19 protein-coding genes are annotated in these 19,877 nt (G+C 70.3%); 12 read left to right on the top strand and 7 right to left on the bottom strand.

Translation table 11 applies throughout. The features are described from left to right. Nucleotides 1–1,659 carry a urocanate hydratase gene (gene hutU, locus AB0N66_RS09465; RefSeq protein WP_365430709.1) on the top strand — a complete coding sequence of 553 codons (1,659 nt, stop codon included), beginning with the start codon at nt 1–3 and terminating at the stop codon, nt 1,657–1,659. On the opposite strand, the gene AB0N66_RS09460 is transcribed toward hutU, so the two are convergent. The 3 genes from AB0N66_RS09460 to AB0N66_RS09450 are packed head-to-tail and all read right to left on the bottom strand — an operon-like array spanning nt 1,643 to nt 5,081. Beyond that, entirely contained in the window at nt 1,643–2,542 is a 900-nt protein-coding gene (locus AB0N66_RS09460) for an amidohydrolase (protein WP_365430707.1), read from the bottom strand. The genes hutU and AB0N66_RS09460 overlap by 17 nt on opposite strands. Next, a complete protein-coding gene (locus tag AB0N66_RS09455; protein ID WP_365430705.1) occupies nt 2,539–4,083 on the bottom strand; it encodes an aromatic amino acid lyase in 1,545 nt (514 codons plus the stop codon). The genes AB0N66_RS09460 and AB0N66_RS09455 overlap by 4 nt, the downstream gene beginning before the upstream one ends. Next, nucleotides 4,080–5,081 carry an ornithine cyclodeaminase family protein gene (locus AB0N66_RS09450; protein ID WP_365430703.1) on the bottom strand — a complete coding sequence of 334 codons (1,002 nt, stop codon included), beginning with the start codon at nt 5,079–5,081 and terminating at the stop codon, nt 4,080–4,082. The genes AB0N66_RS09455 and AB0N66_RS09450 overlap by 4 nt, the downstream gene beginning before the upstream one ends. A gap of 275 nt (nt 5,082–5,356) precedes the next feature. On the opposite strand from AB0N66_RS09450, the gene AB0N66_RS09445 reads away from it, so the two are divergent. The 7 genes from AB0N66_RS09445 to AB0N66_RS09415 all read left to right on the top strand — a co-directional run bounded on the left by AB0N66_RS09445 (nt 5,357) and on the right by AB0N66_RS09415 (nt 11,582). After that, entirely contained in the window at nt 5,357–6,553 is a 1,197-nt protein-coding gene (locus tag AB0N66_RS09445) for an ABC transporter ATP-binding protein (RefSeq protein WP_365430701.1), read from the top strand. Next, nucleotides 6,550–7,212: an ABC transporter permease subunit gene (locus tag AB0N66_RS09440; protein WP_365430699.1), complete on the top strand. Its 663-nt coding sequence runs from the start codon at nt 6,550–6,552 to the stop codon at nt 7,210–7,212. The genes AB0N66_RS09445 and AB0N66_RS09440 overlap by 4 nt, the downstream gene beginning before the upstream one ends. After that, nucleotides 7,209–7,898 carry an ABC transporter permease gene (locus AB0N66_RS09435; RefSeq protein WP_365430697.1) on the top strand — a complete coding sequence of 230 codons (690 nt, stop codon included), beginning with the start codon at nt 7,209–7,211 and terminating at the stop codon, nt 7,896–7,898. Before AB0N66_RS09440 ends, AB0N66_RS09435 begins: the two co-directional genes overlap by 4 nt. Before the next feature lie 62 nt (nt 7,899–7,960). After that, nucleotides 7,961–8,884: an ABC transporter substrate-binding protein gene (locus tag AB0N66_RS09430; RefSeq protein ID WP_365430931.1), complete on the top strand. Its 924-nt coding sequence runs from the start codon at nt 7,961–7,963 to the stop codon at nt 8,882–8,884. Nucleotides 8,885–9,165: 281 nt separating this feature from the next. Then, entirely contained in the window at nt 9,166–10,029 is an 864-nt protein-coding gene (locus tag AB0N66_RS09425; protein ID WP_365430929.1) for a MurR/RpiR family transcriptional regulator, read from the top strand. A 202-nt stretch (nt 10,030–10,231) separates the two neighbouring features. Then, complete coding sequence (locus AB0N66_RS09420) at nt 10,232–10,855, top strand: hypothetical protein (RefSeq protein WP_365430695.1); 624 nt, start codon at nt 10,232–10,234, stop codon at nt 10,853–10,855. A gap of 274 nt (nt 10,856–11,129) precedes the next feature. Further along, nucleotides 11,130–11,582 (top strand): phospholipase, encoded by a 453-nt coding sequence (locus tag AB0N66_RS09415; RefSeq protein ID WP_365430693.1) that lies wholly within the window; start codon nt 11,130–11,132, stop codon nt 11,580–11,582. Nucleotides 11,583–11,676: 94 nt separating this feature from the next. On the opposite strand, the gene AB0N66_RS09410 is transcribed toward AB0N66_RS09415, so the two are convergent. The 3 genes from AB0N66_RS09410 to AB0N66_RS09400 form a co-directional block, all read right to left on the bottom strand. After that, nucleotides 11,677–13,206, bottom strand: coding sequence for a metallophosphoesterase family protein (locus AB0N66_RS09410; protein WP_365430927.1), 1,530 nt, complete (start codon nt 13,204–13,206; stop codon nt 11,677–11,679). Nucleotides 13,207–13,334: 128 nt separating this feature from the next. Then, nucleotides 13,335–14,141 (bottom strand): DUF427 domain-containing protein, encoded by an 807-nt coding sequence (locus AB0N66_RS09405; protein ID WP_365430691.1) that lies wholly within the window; start codon nt 14,139–14,141, stop codon nt 13,335–13,337. 276 nt (nt 14,142–14,417) lie between these two features. Beyond that, nucleotides 14,418–15,197, bottom strand: a complete 780-nt coding sequence (locus tag AB0N66_RS09400; protein ID WP_365430690.1) for a DeoR/GlpR family DNA-binding transcription regulator — start codon at nt 15,195–15,197, stop codon at nt 14,418–14,420. A 141-nt stretch (nt 15,198–15,338) separates the two neighbouring features. On the opposite strand from AB0N66_RS09400, the gene AB0N66_RS09395 reads away from it, so the two are divergent. The 3 genes from AB0N66_RS09395 to AB0N66_RS09385 all read left to right on the top strand — a co-directional run bounded on the left by AB0N66_RS09395 (nt 15,339) and on the right by AB0N66_RS09385 (nt 18,036). Next, complete coding sequence (locus AB0N66_RS09395; protein ID WP_365430688.1) at nt 15,339–16,229, top strand: SIS domain-containing protein; 891 nt, start codon at nt 15,339–15,341, stop codon at nt 16,227–16,229. A 33-nt stretch (nt 16,230–16,262) separates the two neighbouring features. Further along, a complete protein-coding gene (locus AB0N66_RS09390) occupies nt 16,263–17,114 on the top strand; it encodes a class II fructose-bisphosphate aldolase (protein WP_365430686.1) in 852 nt (283 codons plus the stop codon). A 148-nt stretch (nt 17,115–17,262) separates the two neighbouring features. Then, nucleotides 17,263–18,036 (top strand): AraC family transcriptional regulator, encoded by a 774-nt coding sequence (locus AB0N66_RS09385; protein WP_365430684.1) that lies wholly within the window; start codon nt 17,263–17,265, stop codon nt 18,034–18,036. Here AB0N66_RS09385 and AB0N66_RS09380 read toward each other — a convergent pair. Then, a complete protein-coding gene (locus AB0N66_RS09380) occupies nt 18,026–19,159 on the bottom strand; it encodes a methyltransferase (protein WP_365430682.1) in 1,134 nt (377 codons plus the stop codon). The genes AB0N66_RS09385 and AB0N66_RS09380 overlap by 11 nt on opposite strands. 65 nt (nt 19,160–19,224) lie before the next feature. Here AB0N66_RS09380 and AB0N66_RS09375 point away from each other — a divergent pair, with 65 nt between their 5' ends. Beyond that, nucleotides 19,225–19,869 carry an alpha-ketoglutarate-dependent dioxygenase AlkB gene (locus AB0N66_RS09375; protein WP_365430680.1) on the top strand — a complete coding sequence of 215 codons (645 nt, stop codon included), beginning with the start codon at nt 19,225–19,227 and terminating at the stop codon, nt 19,867–19,869. Nucleotides 19,870–19,877 lie beyond the last annotated feature (8 nt).

Genomic DNA, 19,877 nt, shown 5'->3' with positions numbered 1-19,877 from the left:
ATGGATCCAATCAATGCCGAACTTGACGGAAGGCTCGGCGTTCCGGCGCCGACCGGTGCCGAACTCCGCTGCCGTGGTTGGGAACAGGAGGGCGTACTGCGCTGCTTCCTCAACACGCTCGATCCCGCCGTCGCCGAGGACTCCGCCCGGCTCGTCGTCTACGGCGGCCGCGGTCGGGCCGCCCGATCCTGGGAGGCGTACGACGCGATCGTCGCCGCACTCGAACGCCTCGGCCCCGACGAGACGTTGATGGTGCAGTCGGGCAAACCCGTGGCGGTGCTGCCGACCCACCCCGACGCGCCGCGCGTCCTGATCTCGACCGCGATGGTGGTGCCCGCCTGGTCGGACGAGGCGGAGTTCCGTCGCCTGGAGGACGCCGGTCTCACCATGTACGGGCAGATGACGGCCGCGTCCTGGTTCTACATCGGCACCCAGGGCGTTCTGGGCTTCACCCACGAGACCCTCTCCGCCATCGCCCGCCGTCACTTCGGCGGCACGCTCGCCGGGCGGCGGGTGGTCACGGCCGGGCTCGGCGGCATGGGCGGCGCGCAGGGTCTTGCCATCGCGAACCTGGGAGGCCGCGGCCTGATCGTCGAGGTCGACCACGAGCGCGCGCGGCGAAGGCTCGACGCGGGCTGGGTCGACCGCATCGCGCCGGGCTACGAAGCGGCGGTCGCCGACCTCACCGGTTCGTCCGACCCCGCCGCCATCGCGCTCGTCGGCAACATCGCCGAAATCCTGCCCCGGCTGGTCGCCGACGGCGTCGCCATCGACATAGCGACCGACCAGACGGCCGCGCACGACCTCGACCACGGGTACGTACCCATCGGGTACACGCCGGACCAGGCGCGCACACCCGATCCCGCCTACCGTGCCGCCGTACGAGCGTCACTGCTCGCGCACGCGGACGCCTTGCTGGCACTGCGCGAGCGCGGGACGGTCGTCTTCGAGTACGGCAACAACCTGCGCGCCCAGGCGGTGACGGCCGGAGCTTCCCGGGCCGCCGAACTCCCCGGATTCGTGGCCGAGTACGTACGCCCGATCTTCGCGCACGGAGTCGGGCCGTACCGCTGGATCTGCCTGAGCGGCGACCCCGAAGACCTCCGCCGCAGCGAGGAGGCCGTACTGGAAGTGGTCAACACGCCATCTCTGGAACGGTGGTTCAAGCTGGCCAGGGCCCGCGTCGCGCCGCAGGGGCTGCCCGCCCGCATCTGCTGGCTCGGCCTCGGCGAGCGGCACGAGGTCGGCCTGCGCCTCAACGACCTTGTCCGGCGCGGTGAGATCGGCCCGCTGGCCCTGGGCCGGGACCACATGGACCCCGCCGCCGTCGCCTCGCCGTCCAGGGAGACCGAGGGGATGCTCGACGGCAGCGACGCGATCGCCGACTGGCCCGTCCTCGCCGCGCTGCTCAACGCCGCACAGGGCGCGACCTGGGTGTCGGTCGGCAACGGAGGCGGCGTCGGGGTGGGCCGGAGCATCCACACCGGCCTCACCGTGGTCGCGGACGGCAGCGACCTCGCGGAACGCAAGATCCGCCGGGTGTTCTGGACCGACCCCGCCCTCGGCGTGGCCCGTTACGCGGACGCCGGATACGAGGAGGCCACCCGCAAGGCCCGGGAGGCGGGCCTCGATCTCGGCACGGTCACCCCTTCCCGGTGAGCAGGCGCCGCGGATTGGCGACCCGAAAGGCGTGTTCCGCGTCCAGTCCCAGTCCGAAGCCAGGACGTTGCGGCGGCTCCGCGTAGGGCCGGTCAGTGCCCTGGACGACGGCATCGGTACCCAGGGCGCGGACGATCGCCTCGACAGCGCGCGGACCGTACGAGGACGTCTCAACGAACACGTCCGGATCCACTGCGTCCCGCTCACCACTCCGGGCGGCGAAGCGCTCCCCGTGCAGCGGGGCGAGCCCGGCCAGCAGCGCGAAGCACACCCGCAGTCGCGGATGGCGAGGCCGGCCGAAGGCCCGGAAGGCGAACCAGGCCGCGTGCATCTGCTGGACGTAGGGGACAAGGGCCGGCCACCAACCGGGTGCCGAGGGCTCGCCGGTCGCGGGCCCCGGGTGGACGAACAGTGGGAGGCCGCGCGATTCGAGCAGGTCGAGCAGCTCGGCGCACCGCGCGTAACCGGCCGCGTCGGCAAGGGCGTTCGCCGGAAGCTGGAGTCCGGCGAACCCGCGGTCCAGTACGGCGGCTGTCGCGTCGGCGTCGATGTCCTGGACGCAGGCGGCGGCCCAGGCACCGAACGGTTCGGGCAACTCGGCCGCGCCCTCGTGGTAGGCGTCGAGCAGCGGCCGCACCTGCTCGGCCGGTAGCCACTCCACGCCGAGTGGGGCGGACAGCGAGACGAGCGCTCGGCCGAGGCCGTCGGCGGCGGCGAGCTCCGTACGCCGGGCCACGTCGTGGTCGGCGGGGGAGACTTCATAGGGCGGCTCGCCCTCGACGTACAACGTCCATCCGTCGAGGAACGGCGGCTTGTCGCGCGCCCGCAGGGCCGCCACGAACGCCCCGCTCCACAGATGCTGATGCACATCGACGTTGGTCACGACGCTCCTCCGACGATTGCGCGTAGGGCGCCTCGAACGTCGTCGGACTCCAGCACGTCGCGGCGCACCCGTTCCACGTCCACTCCGCAGGGCCGGTCGTCGTCCAGTGGAGGAACGACCTCACGGACCGCGCGGTGCAGGAGCCCTGGTCCCTGCCCGAGGGCGGTCGGTGCGGCCAGGTCCACCGCCTGGGCGGCCACCAGGGCCTCCACGGCGAGCAGTTGCCGCATCCGGACGAGCATCGTCGTCAACCGCCGTGCTCCGAGCGCCGCGTTGGTCGAGTCGTCCTCGACGGCGTCCGCGCCGTGTCGGGGGTCGGTGCTCACCGGTACGGACAGCATGCGGATCTCGGCGACGAGCGCCTGTGCCGTCTTGGAAAGTGGGGCGAATCCCGAGCGCTCCAGGCCGTACGGCGTGAGGTTCGCGGGCAGTCCGCTGACGGCCGGGTTGAGCAGCCGCCGCATGCGTTCCGCGGAGATCGCCGCGGTCTGCGTCAGGGCCAGCGCGAGGGTGTCGAAGGCGAGGGCCAGGGCAGGGGTGTGGAAATTGCCGGACGAGAGGATCTCGCCGGTGTCGGCCAGTACCACCGGATTGTCGCCGCAGCCGTTGAGTTCCGGTTCCAGTGCGGCGACGGCGAAGTCCAGCGCGGCGTGCAGCGCGCCGTGCACCTGAGCCGCGCAGCGCAGGCTGACCGGGTCCTGGACCCGCCGCGCGTTCCGGGGATCGCCCAACTCGCCGCCGTCCAGCAGGGCGAGCAGCTCGTGCGCCGCCCGGGACTGTCCCGGCGCCGGACGCAGGTCCAGCACCCGGGTGTCCAGCGGGCTGGTGTTCGCCCGGAAACCCTCGAAGGTCAGCGCGGTGACCGCCTGGGCCAGCGTGAGGACGGCTGCCGTCTCGTGGAGGGCGAGGGCGCCGTTCCCCGCCGCCAACGGGCTTGCGCTGCACAGCACATGGCCGTCCTTCGGACCCAGTTCGGCCGGGGCGAGTCCTGCCCGCCGTAGCGCCGTGGCGCCGTCGAGCACCTCACCGGCGAACTCGGCGCGGCCCTCGCCGATGACGACCAGGCCGACATGGGCCATCTGGTTCAGGTCGGACGCACCGATGGACCCGACCTCGGGTATCACCGGATGTACACGCGAGTTGAGCAGCGCGACGAGCAGGCTCAGGATCTCCGGCCGAACTCCGCTGCCTCCGCTCGCGATCCCGTTCACGCGGGCGAGGAGGGCGGCGCGTACGACAGGGATCGGCAGCGGATCGCCGACCGCGTTGGCCCGGCCCCGGACCGTACGGACGCTGAACTCCGTGAGTTCGTCGCGCGGCAGGGCGTACGACGACCGGCTGCCCAGCCCCGTGGTCAGGCCGTACGTCGGCACCTGGCGGTCGACCACATCGTCCACGACGGCACGGTCACGGACCAGCCGGGGGAACACGTCGGCCGCCAGGGCGACTTGGGCGCCGTGATGGGCCACGGCGACGACATCGTCGTAGGAGAGCGTCCGCCCGTCGACGACGACTGAATCACTGTGGCGCGCGCCCGTCATGAGAAACGCAGTTTCTGACCGAGCCCGCGCTCCTCGGCCTTCGCCAGCATGGCGGCGCCCAGCGCGATGTCCGAGAGCGAGAGCCCGCGGTGCCAGAAGAGTGTTGTCTCGTCGGCGCGTTCACGGCCGGGCTTGTCGCCGACGATGATCTCGCACAGCTCGCCGTGCAGGGTCTCCTCGCTGAGCCTGCCGGACTCCACATGGGCGCGCAGCGCGCCGAACTGCCCCGACCGGCACTGCCCCCAGTCGTCGACCACGATCTTGTCCATGACGTCCGTGAGGGAGAGTTCGACCGCGCTCATCGTTCCGTACGGTACGACGAGGGCTCCCGGGGCGATCCACTCCGTCTTGAGCAGCGGTTCCGGGCGCTCCAGCCTGGAGGCCTCCACCACGATGTCCGCGCCTTCGACGCAGGACTGCCAGTCCTCGGTCACGATGACGGGCTTGCCGAGGTCGTGCTCCAGCCGCTCGGCGAAGGCCTTGCGGCTCTCGGGGCGCCGCGAGTGGACACGTATCTCGGAGAGGTCGAAGATCCGGTCCAGCAGGCGGACATTCCAGTACGACGTGGCGCGGGCGCCGATGTGACCGAGCACCTTGGAGTCCGGGCGGGCCAGATGGCGTGCGCCCAGCGCGGTGAGGGCTCCGGTGCGTATCTCGGTGATGGCGGTGGCGTCCAGGATGGCCACCGGCATGCCGGTGCGCGGGTCGAAGAGGTTGAGCAGTGCCATCTCGGAGGGCAGCCCGGCCTTGTAGTTGTCGACGTAGTCGCCCACGATCTTGACTCCGGCCAGCCCGAGCGGAGCGACATAACCGCGCAGGACGTTGAAGTGGCCGTTGAACGCGGGATCGGGCGTGAGGTGGACGCGCGGTTCGATGACCGTCTCTCCACGGCCCTGGGCGCGTAGCCCCTGCTCGACGGCGTCGAGCAGCTCGGTGTCGGACAGCTCGAGCTGCTCGATGTCCGAGCCGTTCAGGAAAGTGAACCGGACCGGTTCCATGGGGGTGGCTCCCTGCCTGTGGGATGGCTGATGGGGGATGGCGAAGGGGGAATGGCGCGACGCCGACGACGTGGCCGAAACGTGACCGTCGAGGACAACTGTCGGGGCGGATGTGGTTTACGCGGAAAGGCGCATAGCGGGACCAATGGGGGGATTGTGGGCGCCTTGGGCCTGCCTTCGCAGGAACGTAACGCGCCGTTCACGAAAGAGCATTGACTGCCATTCAGTCACCGGCAACTCTGCATGACCATATGCAGTCGGGGTAAGGGGCAGCCTTGATCAGGTTCGACGCGGTAAGCAAAAACTATCCAAACGGCACGACAGCCGTGGACGAGCTGTCCCTGGAACTGGAAGAGGGCGGCATCACGGTCCTGGTGGGCCCTTCCGGTTGCGGCAAGACCACGACCTTGCGCATGGTCAACCGCATGGTGGAGCCGACGGCCGGGACGGTGAGCCTGCGGGGCCAGGACATCCGGGAGGTCAACGCCCCGGAGCTGCGCCGCGGTATCGGTTACGTGATCCAGCACGCCGGGCTGTTCCCGCACCGCACCATCCTCGACAACATAGCCACGGTGCCGCTGCTGCTCGGCTGGAGCCGGAAGAAGGCGCGGGCGCGGGCGGCGGAGCTGCTTGAGCTGGTGGGACTGCCGGGCTCGATGGCCAAGCGCTACCCGTACCAGCTCTCCGGCGGACAGCAGCAGCGCGTCGGGGTCGCCAGAGCGCTCGGCGCCGACCCGCCGGTCCTGCTGATGGATGAGCCGTTCAGCGCGGTCGACCCGATCGTGCGGGCGGAGTTGCAGGCGGAGTTCATCCGGCTGCAGAAGGAACTGCACAAGACGATCGTGTTCGTCACCCATGACATCGACGAGGCGATCAAGCTCGGCGACAACATCGCGGTGTTCCGAACCGGCGGCAAGCTCGCGCAGTTCGACACCCCCGAGCGTCTCCTCGCCCACCCCGCCGACGATTTCGTGGCCGACTTCGTGGGCCAGGACCGCGGTATTCGCCGACTGTCCTTCGTCAAGGCGGCCGACCTGCCGCTGCGCGACGGCCCGGTGCTGCCGGCGACCTCGCCCGTGGCGGTGGCCCGGGCGGCCACCGGTCCGTGGGTGCTCGTCGTCGACGGTGACCGGCGACCGCTCGGCTGGACCGCGGTCGCCGAGCTGCCGGAGGGCGGCACACTCGCGGACGCGGCTCTGACGCCGCTGGGCCACACGTTCAGCCTCGTCGGCGACTCGGCGCGGGCCGCCCTCGACGCGGCGCTCCTGTCGCCCTCCCGGCTCGCGGTCGGCGTGGACGGGGAGGGCGCCGTGATCGGTGTCGCGGACGCGTACGAACTGTCCGCCGCGATGGCCGGGGACGAGGCCGCGGACAAGACAGCCGTGGCGGAGATGCCGGCAGGGGAGACAGCCGCGGGAGAGACGACCGGGGACGAGAAGGGCGCCGGCCGCGCGGGCGGGGGTGAACGATGAGCGACGGGGAGCCGCTGGTCCGGTGGGACTGGATCGGAGATCATACCGACGAACTGGCTCACTACACCGGTGTCCATCTGCAGCTGGGCCTGCTGCCGGTGCTGTTCGGCCTGATCATCTCGGTGCCGCTCGGCATCCTCTGTCATCGCTGGCGATGGCTGTACCCGCCGGTTCTGACCGTGACCAATGTGCTGTACGCGATCCCGTCGCTGGCCATGTTCATGATCTTCGTCCGCTATACGGGGCTCACCGAACGCACGGTGATGATCCCGCTGACGCTCTACACACTGTCGGTCCTGGTGCCCAACGTCGTGGACGGGCTCGCCTCGGTTCCTGAACCGGTCCGGCAGGCGGCCACCGCGATGGGATTCGGCACGGTGCGCCGTGTCGTCCAGGTCGAACTGCCGATCGCCGTACCCGTCGTCGTGGCCGGCGTACGCGTCGCCGCCGTCTCGTCCATCAGCCTCGTCGCCGTGGGGCAGCTGATCGGGCAGGGCGGTCTCGGTTTCTACATCACCCGGGGCCTCCAGCTCGACTTCCCGACCCCGATCATCACCGCGATCGTACTGATCATGCTGCTCGCGCTCGTCACGGACGCGGTGCTGGTCCTCGCGCAGCGGCTGCTCACCCCGTGGGCCCGAGGCAAGGGGGCGGCATGAACGACCTGGTGAACCAACTCCAGCTCGTGGGGGACTGGTTGGCGTCCTCGCAGCAGTGGCACGGCGACGACGGAATCCCCCACCGTCTCCTGGAACACCTCACCTACAGCGGCATCTCCCTGCTGTTCGCCACCCTGATCGGGCTCACGTTCGGACTCCTGGTCGGGCACACCGGCCGTGGGGCGTTCGCCGTCGCCAGTGTCGCGAACCTCGCCCGGGCGATCCCCACCTTCGGCCTGGTGGTCCTCGTCGTCACGCTCGCCGGGCTCAGCACCACGCCCGTCCTCGTCGCCCTGGTCGCGCTGGCGGTCCCGCCGATCCTCATCAACACCTTCGAAGGCGTCCGGGGTGTGGACGTCGACACCCGGGATGCCGCACGCGGGGTCGGCATGACCGGGTGGCAGGTACTGGTGCGGGTGGAGGTGCCGATGGCACTGCCGCTGATCCTGCTCGGACTGCGGGTCGCCGCGATCCAGGTCGTGGCCACCGCGACGATCGCCGCCTATCCCGGACTTGGAGGTCTCGGCCGCTTCATCGTCGACGGGCTCGCCCGCAACGACTACGAACTGGTCATCGGCGGCTCCACCGTCGTCGTCGTGCTGGCTCTCCTCGTCCAGGTTCTCTTCACCGCGCTGCGGCGCGTCATCGTCTCGCCGGGTCTGCAGGGCCCGGCGACCAGGTCATGAGTTTCTGAATTATGAGTTTCTGAGCTCTCGGGCTCTTGAGAAAGGAAAAACCCATGAGAGGCATCTTCCGCGGCGCCGCGTTCGGCCTGATCGCCGCGCTGTCCCTGAGCGCCTGTGGCAGCAGCGACAGTGGCGATGACAATCCGCTGACGGGGAGCAGCGGCGACAGCGACAGCAAGGCCCTCGTCGTCGGCTCGGCGAACTTCCCCGAGAACCAACTGCTCGCCGAGATCTACGCACAGGCCCTGGAAGCCAAGGACCTGAAGGTGACCCGCAAGTTCGACATCGGCGCCCGCGAGGTCTACTACGATCAGATCGTCAAGGGCGGCATCAGCGTCTTCCCCGAGTACAACGGCGCGCTGCTGGCGGTCGCGGTCGACGAGAAGAGCACCGCGACCAGCACTGCGGACATCAACACCGAACTGAAGGCGAAACTCCCTTCGTCGGTGGAGATACTCGACTCGGCAGCCGCCGAGGACAAGGACTCGGTCACGGTCACTTCTGAGACCGCCGCGAAGTACAACCTCAAGACGCTCGCCGACCTCAAGCCCGTCGCGGGCGACTTGACCATCGGCGCCGGCTCCGAGTTCAAAACCCGCACACAGGGCCTGGTCGGTCTGAAGACCATCTACGGCGTGGAGTTCGGGAAGTTCCAGCCGCTCGACGCGGGTGCCCAGAGCACTCTGCTCGAACTGCTGAAGAAGGACACGGTCCAGGCCGCCAACCTCTACACCACCGACCCCGCCATCGTCGAGGACAAGCTGGTGGTCCTTGAGGACCCGAAGAACCTCTTCTCCTCGCAGAACGTCACGCCCCTCGTCTACAAGTCCGCGGTCAACGACACGGCCAAGGCGGCGCTCAACGGTGTCTCGGCCAAGCTCACCACCGAGGACCTGCTGGAGATGATGAAGAAGCTCGTCAACGACAAGGAAGACGCCAGCACCGTGGCCAAGGAGTGGCTGACGGGGGCCGGCCTCGCTGGCTGACCGGGGTGGTCTCCGGACCGTTCCTGGGGCCTGTCGATCCAGCGCGGGCGGTGCCGACCGTGGCTTCGACCACACCGTCACCGTCCGGCCTGTCGATCCAGCGCGGGCGGTGCCGACCGTGGGTTCGACCACACCGTCACCGTCCGGCCTGTCGATCCAGTGCGGGCGGTGCCGACCGTGGGTTCGACCACACCGTCACCGTCCGCCTGGCCGTGAGGCCCGCCGGGCAGGCACGAGGGCCAAGGAACGAGGCGATGATTGCGACCGGCTGGGGGATCGAGATGAGCGAGAGCGATGTCGACGAGGCCGACACACCCGGCGCATCCGCACGGCTGCACCAGCTCTTCGAGGGACGTCGGCTCACCCCGACGCAGCGCCGCATCGCGCACTGCCTGGTCCGGCAGGCGGCCGCGGTGCCCTTCCTGTCGAGCGTGGAGCTGGCCCAACTGGCCGGGGTGAGCCAGCCGTCGGTGACCCGCTTCGCGGTCGCCCTCGGCTTCGACGGATATCCGGCGCTGCGCAGGCATCTGCGGGATGTCGCACCTGCCGCTGTCGCCGTGGACGGGCGGCCGAGCAACCAGTACCAGCAAGCGGTACAGGCCGAGATCGACAACCTGCGGCAGTTGGCGTCCCTGCTCGCGGACTCCGGGCCCGTGGAACGCGCGGGCCGACTGCTCGCCGCCTCGCGACCGCTGCCGGTGCTCGGGCTGCGTGCCTCCGCCGCCCAGGCGCGCGGCTTCGCCTACTTCGCCGCGAAGGTGCATCCCGACGTACGACTGCTCGACGAGGGCGGCTCGTTGCTCGCCGACCGCATCGACACCGCCCGGCACGCCGGGGCGAGCGCACTGCTCTGCTTCGCGCTGCCGCGTCACCCGCGCGAACTCCTGGACGCGCTCGGCCACGCCCGTGCCACGGGGCTGACCGTGGTGACGATCGCCGACGGCACGTTCGCCCCGGTGGCCGCGCACAGCGACCTGCTCCTCCCGGCCGCCGTGGGCACCGGCCTGGTCTTCGACACGGTGAGCGCTCCCATGTTGCTTGGCCAGGTTCTTCTGGAGGTGATGTGCGACGGTCTGCCGGACGCTCAGATCCGCCTGGAGGAGTTCGACGCGAGGGCGGCGGCGCGAGGGTTGTTCGTCGACTGAACGGTTCACCTGTCGATGCGTCAGTCCCCTGACAGCCGAACGCCGTCGAGGTATCAGCAGACGCATCATGCGGGCGGAAGGTGCTGGTCAGCGCCGTATCGGCGAAGCGCGGGGGCCGAATGGCGGATGCATGATCGGTTGCGGGGAGGAGCGGTGGTTCTCACGGTGGCCCCAAGAACTGCAGCTCTCGAAAGGACTGTGCATGCGTGCCCTTGTTTCCCGCGGACTCCTCCTGTCACCCCTGGTCTGCGCCGCTCTGGTCTTCGGTCCGCTCGGCACCGCCGCTGCCGCTGTCGACGTATCCCGGACGGCTCCGGGCGGTGCCGCCGCGGCATGGTCCTCCGCCGAGGCGGACGCGGTAATGGAACGACTTGACGTACTGGACAGGGTGAACCACCACGACGCCCTTCTCGACCCGCTGCTGGACGTGCTGTCCACCCTGACCGCGCGGGGGGCCGGCACCCTCGACGCGGTCGAGGCGGCCGGTCTCGCGACCGCGGTGGAGACGGCGAACGCCTCCCTTCAGCAGCGGCTGAAGGAGCGGACGGGCGTCACGTCGAGCACGTCGAGCACGTCGAGCACGCCGAACACGGCCGACCGGTCCGTGTCGGCCGCCGCCGACCCGGTCTCCGATCTGGTGGCCCAGCTCCAGTCAGCGATCGACAGCCTGGTCAAGGCGTTGACCTCGCTCGACCTGGGCGCGGTCCTTGGCGCGGTCACGGGCCTGCTGGGTCCGGTGCTCGGCCTGGTCACCGGGCTACTCGGCGGCGCGACATCCGCGCTTCCGGCACTGCCCGCCGCGGGCAGCCCGGCGACCGTTTCGTAGTAGCAGCAGCGGCGGTGTGTGAACGGCTGGGTGCGGAGGTTGTTCCTCCGCACCCAGCCGCTCTTCGTCCGACGTCACGCCTCCCCCGTGAACTCTCGTGAACCCCCATGAACTCCCGTGAACCCCCATCGGGTTCACCTTCCGATCCCCTGGCACAGCCGAGAGTTAATCGGTCATTAGGGAATCCGAGGTGTAAGGATCTGGCGATGATGGCGATCCTCTTGTCATGAACCTGCGGTCCGACGGACGGGTCGCAGCCTCATGGAGGTGTGGGATGCACCGCAGACTCGCCGCCGGCCTTGCCGCCTCAACTCTGGCCCTGATCACCGTCGTCGGCACCGCCACAGCGGCCGACGCAGTTCCCGCCGACAAGACCCAGGTCCTGTCGAACTGGACCCAGACCAGCGCGTCGAGCTACAACACCTGGACCGCCGCCCGCGCGAACCAGGCCGCGTGGTCCGCGTACGCGTTCGACTGGTCCACCGACTACTGCTCCTCCTCGCCGGACAACCCGTTCGGCTTCCCCTTCTCCACGTCCTGCGCCCGCCACGACTTCGGCTACCGCAACTACAAGGCCGCAGGCACCTTCGACACCAACAAGTCGCGCCTCGACAGCGCCTTCTACGAAGACCTCAAGCGCGTCTGCCTCAACTACAGCGGCGCGACCAAGACGTCCTGCGACGGTACGGCGTGGACCTACTACCAGGCGGTCAAGGTGTTCGGCTGAGACCGTCGGCCGAGGAGAACGGGGACGCCGCCCACGCGGCGTCCCGCACCCGGCGAAGGACCTGGTGTCGGCGAAGGACCCGGCGAGGAACTGCTCAGCCGGCCACAGGCTCACCAGGCGTGTCCTGGAAGGCCGTTCGGGGTGCCGGGCGGGTGACACCGGACAGGTCGTGGGCGGTGACACTGTTGCGGTCGGCGACCGAGCGGCCCAGCGCATGGTGCGGCCACAACCCCGCCGCCACCCGGCGACTGCGCTCGCCCCACTCGCGGGCCGCCGCACTGCTGGACTTGTAGTGGTTGAGGGCGAATCCGCCGGAGTGGATCCGCAGCAGACAGAAACCGCCGGGATAGTCCTTGACGGCGCTGACCTCCTGCAACGTGACGTGCGGAGCCTGCGGTAGCACGGTCCGCTTGTTGCGGTGGGTGTGGCCCGCGTGGTGGAGGAAGACGCCGGGGGCATCGGCATAGGCGTCGAGGATGGCCCGCGCCTGGCGGCGGCCGAGCTGCTGCCCCCTGGTCACGGGGAAGACGGAATCCCGTACGGTCAGCGGATGGTGGCCGAACACCACGGTGGGCTGATCCGCGTCTTCCTTCAACCGGTCCCGGAACCAGGACAGTTGCTCCGCACCGAGCCCGCCGGCGTCGGCGCCGTTGCCGTCCTTCATGTACGTGTCGAGCCCGACGATCCGCAGTCCGCCGAGGTCGTGGGTGAAGTACGAGGGTGCTTCGCCGCCGAGGAACCCCGTCCGGAAGGCGTCCGAGTCCGCGTGGCCGTGCCGGGGACGGTCATGATTCCCCCGTACGACGAAATAGTCCCGCCCGTGGGCGCCGAACCCGTCCAGGATCCGCTTGGCCTCGGCCAGGTCCCGCGTCCCGCCGCCCGCCGAGATGTCCCCGGCGGCCAGCAGCACGTCGGCACCCCGCCGTCGGGCCTCCTCCACAACCGCCCGGGTCATGATCTCCGGATACGGCGCGAGCCCCGCCTCCTGCGACACTCCGCGCATCAGGGGCACGCCGCCGACCAGACCGGAGGTGGTCTCCCCGACGTGCAGGTCGTTGCAGAGGGCGATCGTCAGCAGGTGCTGCCCGGGCGGGGGCTGCGGGGTGGTGAAGGAGTACGGGCCTCCGCGCGTTCCCAGTCCGTAGCGGTTGGTGCCGACGGCGTTGCCGCGGATGAGGTGCAGCGAGGTGGGAGTGGCGGTCACGCCCCGTGAGCGGGCCTGGTAGTAGTACGTCTGTCCCGGCTCCAGGCCCGTGAGCTCCACATGGTGGTGCGCGGTGGGCCGGGTCTCCGACGCGCTGCGGTTCAGCCGGGTGGGGTGAGTGCCGTAGACGACCTCGCCCTCCGTGACCGCGGGGAGCATGTGGCCCGTTCCGTCGTCGGTGCCCGGTATTCCGGTGTGCCAGGTGATGACGGCGCTGTCCTCGGTCAGGGTGACCAGTTCCAGGTGAACGGCGGCAAGGATGTCGGGGGGATGGAGCCGGCTCTGGTGTGCCGGGCCGTGCAGGGCGGCCCGCAGCAGGGCGGGGGCGAGGAGGGCGCCGGACCGCAGGACTTCGTACGGGGCGGGGAGGGCGGCCAGTGCGGCCAGGGACGCGAGGGGGGCGGAGAGGCAGCAGCGCATGTCCGGTGCGTGCCCGCGCGCGGTGAACGGCGGCAGTGTTGCCAGCGGCGGCACCAGGTATGGCACGCGACATCTCCGTCCGGGCGCGGCTCGACGTGTGTGGAACCAGCCGGTTGGGTGACCGGCGGTCAGCTCGTCGACAACGTTTTGCTGAACGGAGTGACGGGGCGCTCCACGCGCTCTCCGTCCACGGTAATCTCCACCGCCTCGTTGTAGAAAGCGAGGAGCCCTGTGACGGTGGCCACCGCGGGCAGCGGGTCCGGGTAGCTCCAGACGAGGTTCGCGGGCACGTCGGCGTCGCCCCGCCACGACCAGTACTCGGCCGTTCCCTTGTACGGGCACCCGGTGCTGTGATCGGTGGGGACGAGGAGATCGAGGCGGACGTCCTCCCGCGGCACGTAGTACCGCACCGGAAGGCCGGTCTCGAAAAGCAGCACCGGGCGCCGGGTGTCGGCGACGACCGTGCCTTCGATCTCGACCTGGACATGGCGGCTGCTCGGCAGGGCGTCCACCCGCTTGTGCGGATCCCGGGGATGGATGAAGATCTCTTCCTCCTCCTCGTACCAGTGGTCGAGCCCCCGGCCACTGCGCCGGAACCACTCGAAGGCGATGTGGCCGGCCAGCTCGTCGGCGGGAAACGTCCAGGCCGCGTTCTCCACGACCTCTCCGTCGACTTCGAGGTCGTAGAAGATCCGCGACCCCGTGTGCGTGCCCGTCCGGGGGTTCTTCGCCGGGCGGAGCAGGTCCTCGCGAACCTCCGCGCGGGGGAAGGCGTACATCGGGACGGGCAGCGCGGGCTCCCACACGAGGACGGGGCGCCGGCTGTCGACGACCGTGACGTCGCCCTTGCGGCCGCGCACCCAGCGTTCGCCGGGCTCCCACAGGAGGCCCTCCGGCGTGGTCCGTACCGATTGTGCGGTGGGGTATGCACTCATCGTCCGGTCTCCTTCGGTTGGTTGGGACCCTCAGGTGTCCGGCGGCACAGCCCGGCACCTCCGACAGCAGTGTCTCGACGTACGCCTCCCACCGCGAGCCGATCACCAAGCCACCGGCAGCGGGTTACGGCGGTCTGACGCAGGCCACTGGCAGTGGGTTGCGGCGGTCAGGCGCAAGCCACCGCGACAGCGGATTGCGGGCGGGGGAGCGGACGCCAGTCACGGCCGGCGGGCTACAGCGGTCAGGCGCAATCCACCGACAGCCGGTCACGGCGGTCAGACGGCGACGACCCCGACGCCTACCTCCTCGAACCCCCGCACCACCTCCTCGCTCACCGCCCTGTCCGTCACCAGCGTGTCCACCGACTCGGCCGAGCAGATCCTGGCGAAGGCGCGCCGGCCCAGCTTGCTGGAGTCGGCGGCGACGATCACACGCTCGGCCCGCTCGCAGAGCAGCCGGTTGATCGCGGCCTCCGCCTCGTCGTGGGCGGCCGCGCCGTGCGTGACGTCGAAGGCGACCACGCCGAGCACGGCCACGTCGATGGTGATCTGGCTGAGCACACCGTCGGCGAGGGGGCCGATCAGCTCGTACGACTGAGGGCGCGCGACCCCGCCGGTCACCACGATCTTGAACTGGGGGCGTACGGCAAGCTCGTTGGCGATGTTGAGCGCGTTCGTGACCACCGTCAGCGCGGGTGAACCGGACGCGAGATCGGGGCGCACCGCGAGAGCGCGCGCCACCTCGGTGGTGGTCGTGCCACCGGTCAGACCCACTGCCTCGCCGAGCGTGACGAGGCCGGCCACCGCCTTCGCGATGCGCTGTTTCTCAGAGGCGTGGCGGGCGGTCTTGTAGCGCAACGGCAGTTCGTACGAGACCCCGTGCACGACCGCGCCGCCGCGGGTGCGGACGAGCATCTGCTGCTCGGCGAGCTGGTCGAAGTCGCGCCGGATCGTCGCGGCCGACACCGCCAGCTCGGTCGCGGCCTCCTCGACCTCCAGCCGGCCCCGCTCCACGAGCAGTTCCAGCAGTGTCTTCCAGCGGGCGTCGCGCGACATCCGCACACTCCGTTCCTCGATCCTCCTCCATCTTCCTCGATCTTCCGCGACCCTAGCGCACCCTTCTCGCGTCGGAATGCTTGTTCCTGCTCGAAAACTCGCTATATCTTGCACAAACAAGCATCGCCGGGAAGGTGTGGCATGACCCATGTCGAGAACGAACTCAACAGTCAGCCCGAGTGCTGGACCCGTGCCGCCGAGCAGGCCGCGGCGCACGCTGCCGCACTGCCCACGGCGGGGGAGCGGGTCGCGATCGTGGGGTGCGGTACCTCGTTCTTCATGGCGCAGGCCGTCGCCGCGCTGCGCGAACGGTCGGGCCAGGGCGAGACGGACGCCTTCGCCGCGTCAGAGTTCCCGGGCGACCGCTCGTACGACCGAGTGGTCGCCCTCACCCGGTCCGGCACCACCACCGAGGTGCTCGAACTCCTCGGGAACCTGAAGGGCCGTACGCGGACGACAGCGATCACGGCCGACCCGCACACGCCCGTCGTGGACTCCGCCGACGACGTCGTGGTGCTCGGCTTCGCGGACGAACGGTCCGTCGTGCAGACCCGGTTCGCGACGACCGCGCTCACCCTGCTCCGCGCCCACCTCGGTCTCCACACGGATGCCGTCGTCGCCGACGCCCGTACCGCCCTCAGGGACCCGCTGCCCGAAGGGCTTGTCGGCTGCGCGCAGTTCACCTTTCTCGGCCGAGGCTGGACGGTCGGGCTCGCCAACGAGGCCGGGCTCAAGATGCGCGAGGCCGCACTGGCCTGGACCGAGGCCTACCCGGCGATGGAGTACCGGCACGGCCCCATCAGCGTCACCACCCACGGGACCGCCACCTGGATGCTCGGCGAAGCACCCGAAGGTCTGCCCGAACAGGTGCGGGCCACCGGCGGTTTGTGGGTGGCAGGCGAACTCGACCCGCTCGCCGAACTCGTCCGCGTCCAGCGGCTGGCGGTCGCGGTAGCCGCGGCCCGCGGGCTGAACCCGGACCAGCCGCGCCACCTCACCCGCTCGGTGATCCTCGCCCGGACGTCGGGCTGAGTCGGCTCAACCACCCGCTGAGAAGGAGGAGTTGTGCCACTCGTAGCAACCGGTGTACTGGTACTCGCGGCCGCCGAGGCACGGACCGCGGTCGCCGCGTTCAACGTCATCACCCTGGAGCATGTCGAGGCCGTCATCGTGGGCGCCGAGTCCGTGGACGCGCCGGTCGTCCTTCAAGTCAGCGAGAACGCTGTCAAGTTCCGCTACGGACGGCTGCTCCCGCTGGCCCGCGCCGCGACCGCCGCGGCCGAACGCGCCCGTGTTCCCGTCGCGTTGCACCTCGACCATGTCCAGAGCGACGACCTGCTGCGGCAGGCGGCCGGTGCCGGGTTCAGCTCCGTGATGTACGACGCCGCCCGGCTGCCGTACGAGGAGAATCTCGCCGCCACCCGGGCCGCAGCCGACTGGGCACACGCCCAAGGGCTCTGGATAGAGGCCGAGTTGGGTCAGGTCGGCGGTAAGAACGGCGCGCCTCCGCTCGACGCCCACGCGCCCGGCGCCCGTACCGACCCCGCCGAGGCCCGCACTTTTGTCGCCGACTCCGGCGTGGACGGCCTGGCCGTCGCGATCGGCAGCTCGCACGCGATGACCAGCCGTACCGCGGCCCTCGACCACGACCTGCTCAAGCGCCTGACCGCGGCACTGGACGTACCGCTCGTCCTGCACGGCTCCTCCGGCGTCCTGGACGAGCAGCTGGCGGAGGCCGTCGCGGGCGGCATCGCCAAGGTCAACGTCGGAACGGCCCTGAACCTCGCGATGACCTGCGCCATAAGGGAGTTCCTCGCCGCCCACCCCGCCGCCGTGGACTCACGCGAGTACCTCAGCGTGGGGCGGGAGGCGATGACGGGGGCGGTGGCTCGGCTCATCGGGGTGCTGCGCGGGTGACGTCAGGAAGTTGCGCTCCAACGCAGGAAGGGTGCGCTCGCGAGGGCGTGGGACCTCTCTGGCGAGGGCATGATTCTCCCTCGTGAGGGCGTGGGTCCCCCCTCGTGAGGGCCGGGGACCTCCTCACCACCGCTGGTATTTTCTCACCATGCGCGAGACGCTGATCCACCTCGGCGAGCCGCCCGCCGTCGTCAACATCGGCGTCGGTGTGCACGGTGTCGCGAGCCCCACGGACGTCTTCCGGCTGCCCGAGTTGTGGCAGCTGCACCTCTACCAGTACGAGGCCGAGCTGACCGTCGACGGCACGGCCCACGTCATCCGCCCCGGCCGCGTGAGCCTCGTACCGCCCGGCACCACGGTCCGCTACCGCTACCAGGGCCGCTCCGAACACCTCTACGCCCACCTGCGGATCGCACCGACCGGCCCGCCGCGCACCGTCCCCGTCATGCAGGACGCCGGCCCCGAACTCCCCATGATCTCCGGTCTGTTGCTCCACGCGATGACGGCGGCCCCCGCAACCCCCGAACACACCAGGGCCGAGGTCTGGACCGCGCTGTGGCGCATCGCCCACCTGACCCCGGCCTCCACCACGAGCCCCGGCGCCCACCCCGCGGTGAGCGCGGCGATCGCCCACATCGAGGCCCACTTGGCCGGCCCGCTCACCATCCCCGAGATAGCCCGCGCCGCGGGGATCTCCCACAACCACCTCACCCGGCTCTTCCGCTCCGGGACGGGCACCACGGTGGTCGCCTACATCCGCCGCCGCAGACTGGAGCGCGCCCACCACCTGCTGCGCGCCTCGACGCTCTCCATCCCGGCGGTGGCCGCGTCCGTCGGCATCCCGGACCTGCAGGCCTTCAACAAGGCCTGCCGCAGAGAACTGGGAGCATCGCCCCGCACACTGCGCGGAGCTACTTCTTGACCGCCCTGAGAACCACGAACTTCGCGTCGCTTGCCATGAGTTCACTGTTGCCGAACAGCCGGCGCAGCTTCAGGTGATACCCGAGGTGGCGGTTGCCGATCACCCACAGCTCGCCGCCCGGCCGCAGCGCGCGGCGCGCGTCCGTGAACATCCGCCAGGCCGTGGCGTCCGTCGTCGCCTGGTGCGAGTGGAACGGCGGATTGTTGAGTACGAGATCGACGCTGCCGTCGGCGAAGTCCGTCAGCCCGTCACCGACGCGGAACTCCGCCTTCGTGCCCTCGACGTTCGCCGCGAACGTCTCCCGTGCGGAGGCCACCGCCTGGTACGACTCGTCCACGAACAGCACCTCGGCCTCGGGATTGGCCAGTGCGGCCGCCGTACCGACGACCCCGTTACCGCATCCCAGGTCCGCGATGCGCTCGGGACCGCGGCTGCGCGGCATGTGCTGGAGGAGGAACCGGGTGCCGACGTCGAGACGGTCGGCGCAGAAGACGCCCGCGTGGTTGATGACGGTACGGCCGGAGACCGTACCGACACCCTCGGGGAGCTCGTAGCTGTACGGCCACGGGTTGGAGTTCCGGGCGATCGCCGGATACGGCGTGCAGAAGATGAGCCGGGCCTTCTTCTCGGCAAGCGAGGTGCGGGTCGGGCCGAGGATCCGCTCGAAGAGGTGCAGCGTCGAGGTGTGGATCTCCTTGACCATCCCCGTACCGACGACGACCGTCCCCTCGTGCACGCCGGGCGCCAGCCGGTGCAGCTGGTCCTCCAGGAGCCCGAGGCTCTTCGGCACCCGGACGATCAGCACGTCGATACGGTCGGGAGGCGTGTCCTGCGTAGTGAGAAGAGGCACCGCGGACTCCTCGACACCGGCCCGCGCCAGGTTCGCCCGCGTCGCCTCGCGGGCGAGGAACGAGTCGGTGATCTGCGTCGGCCGGTGCCCCGAGAGCGCCGTGGCGAGCGCGCCCCACCGGTCACCGACCACCACGACCGACCCCGACAGAGGGGTCCCGCTCTCCGCGAGATGCCGCAGCAGATATGTGTCGGCGGCGTCCCATGCGCGCAGCTGGTCGCGGGTGTCCTCGGGAAAACGGGCGAGTGCGTACTCGCCCCAGGGTGTAGCCATAGAGTCGGTCATCGTGGGTCAAGGCTAACGGAGCCGCAGCTCAGCGCGGTGGGCGAGGACAGGCTATGTCGATGTTGTTCCCCCGGGACCGTACGGAGATCGCTCCGGACGCGGTCCACGTGCCCGACTGGCTGGATACAGACCGTCAACGGCAGCTCCTCGATGCGTGCCGCGCCTGGGCCCGCCCACCCTCCGGCCTGCGCACGGTCCGCACCCCCGGTGGTGGCACGATGACCGCCCGGCAGGTCTGCCTTGGCTGGCACTGGTATCCGTACGGGTACGCCCGCACGGTCGTCGACGGCGACGGCCTCCCCGTGAAACCGTTCCCCGGGTGGCTGGACGACCTCGGCCGCCGCGCGGTCACGGAGGCACTCGGCGCGGAGGCCGCGACCGCCGCGTACGACATCGCACTGATCAACTTCTACGACGCCGACGCACGCATGGGCATGCACCGCGACAGCGACGAGAAGTCGGACGCGCCGGTGGTGTCGCTGAGCCTGGGCGACACGTGCGTCTTCCGGTTCGGGAACACGGGGACGCGGACACGGCCGTACACAGATGTCGAACTGCGCAGCGGTGACCTGTTCGTGTTCGGCGGGGCGTCCCGGCTCGCGTATCACGGGGTGCCACGCGTGTACGCGGACACGGCGCCGCCCGAACTGGGGCTGACCGGACGGCTGAACATCACGCTGCGGGTGAGCGGCCTCTAGAAGACGCG

Source organism: Streptomyces sp. NPDC093544 (genome assembly GCF_040683495.1).
In the GTDB taxonomy this organism is placed as follows: Bacteria; Actinomycetota; Actinomycetes; order Streptomycetales; family Streptomycetaceae; genus Streptomyces.
The sequence above is the reverse complement of the archived record's forward strand: the minus strand, read 5'-3'. Positions and strand labels throughout refer to the sequence as shown.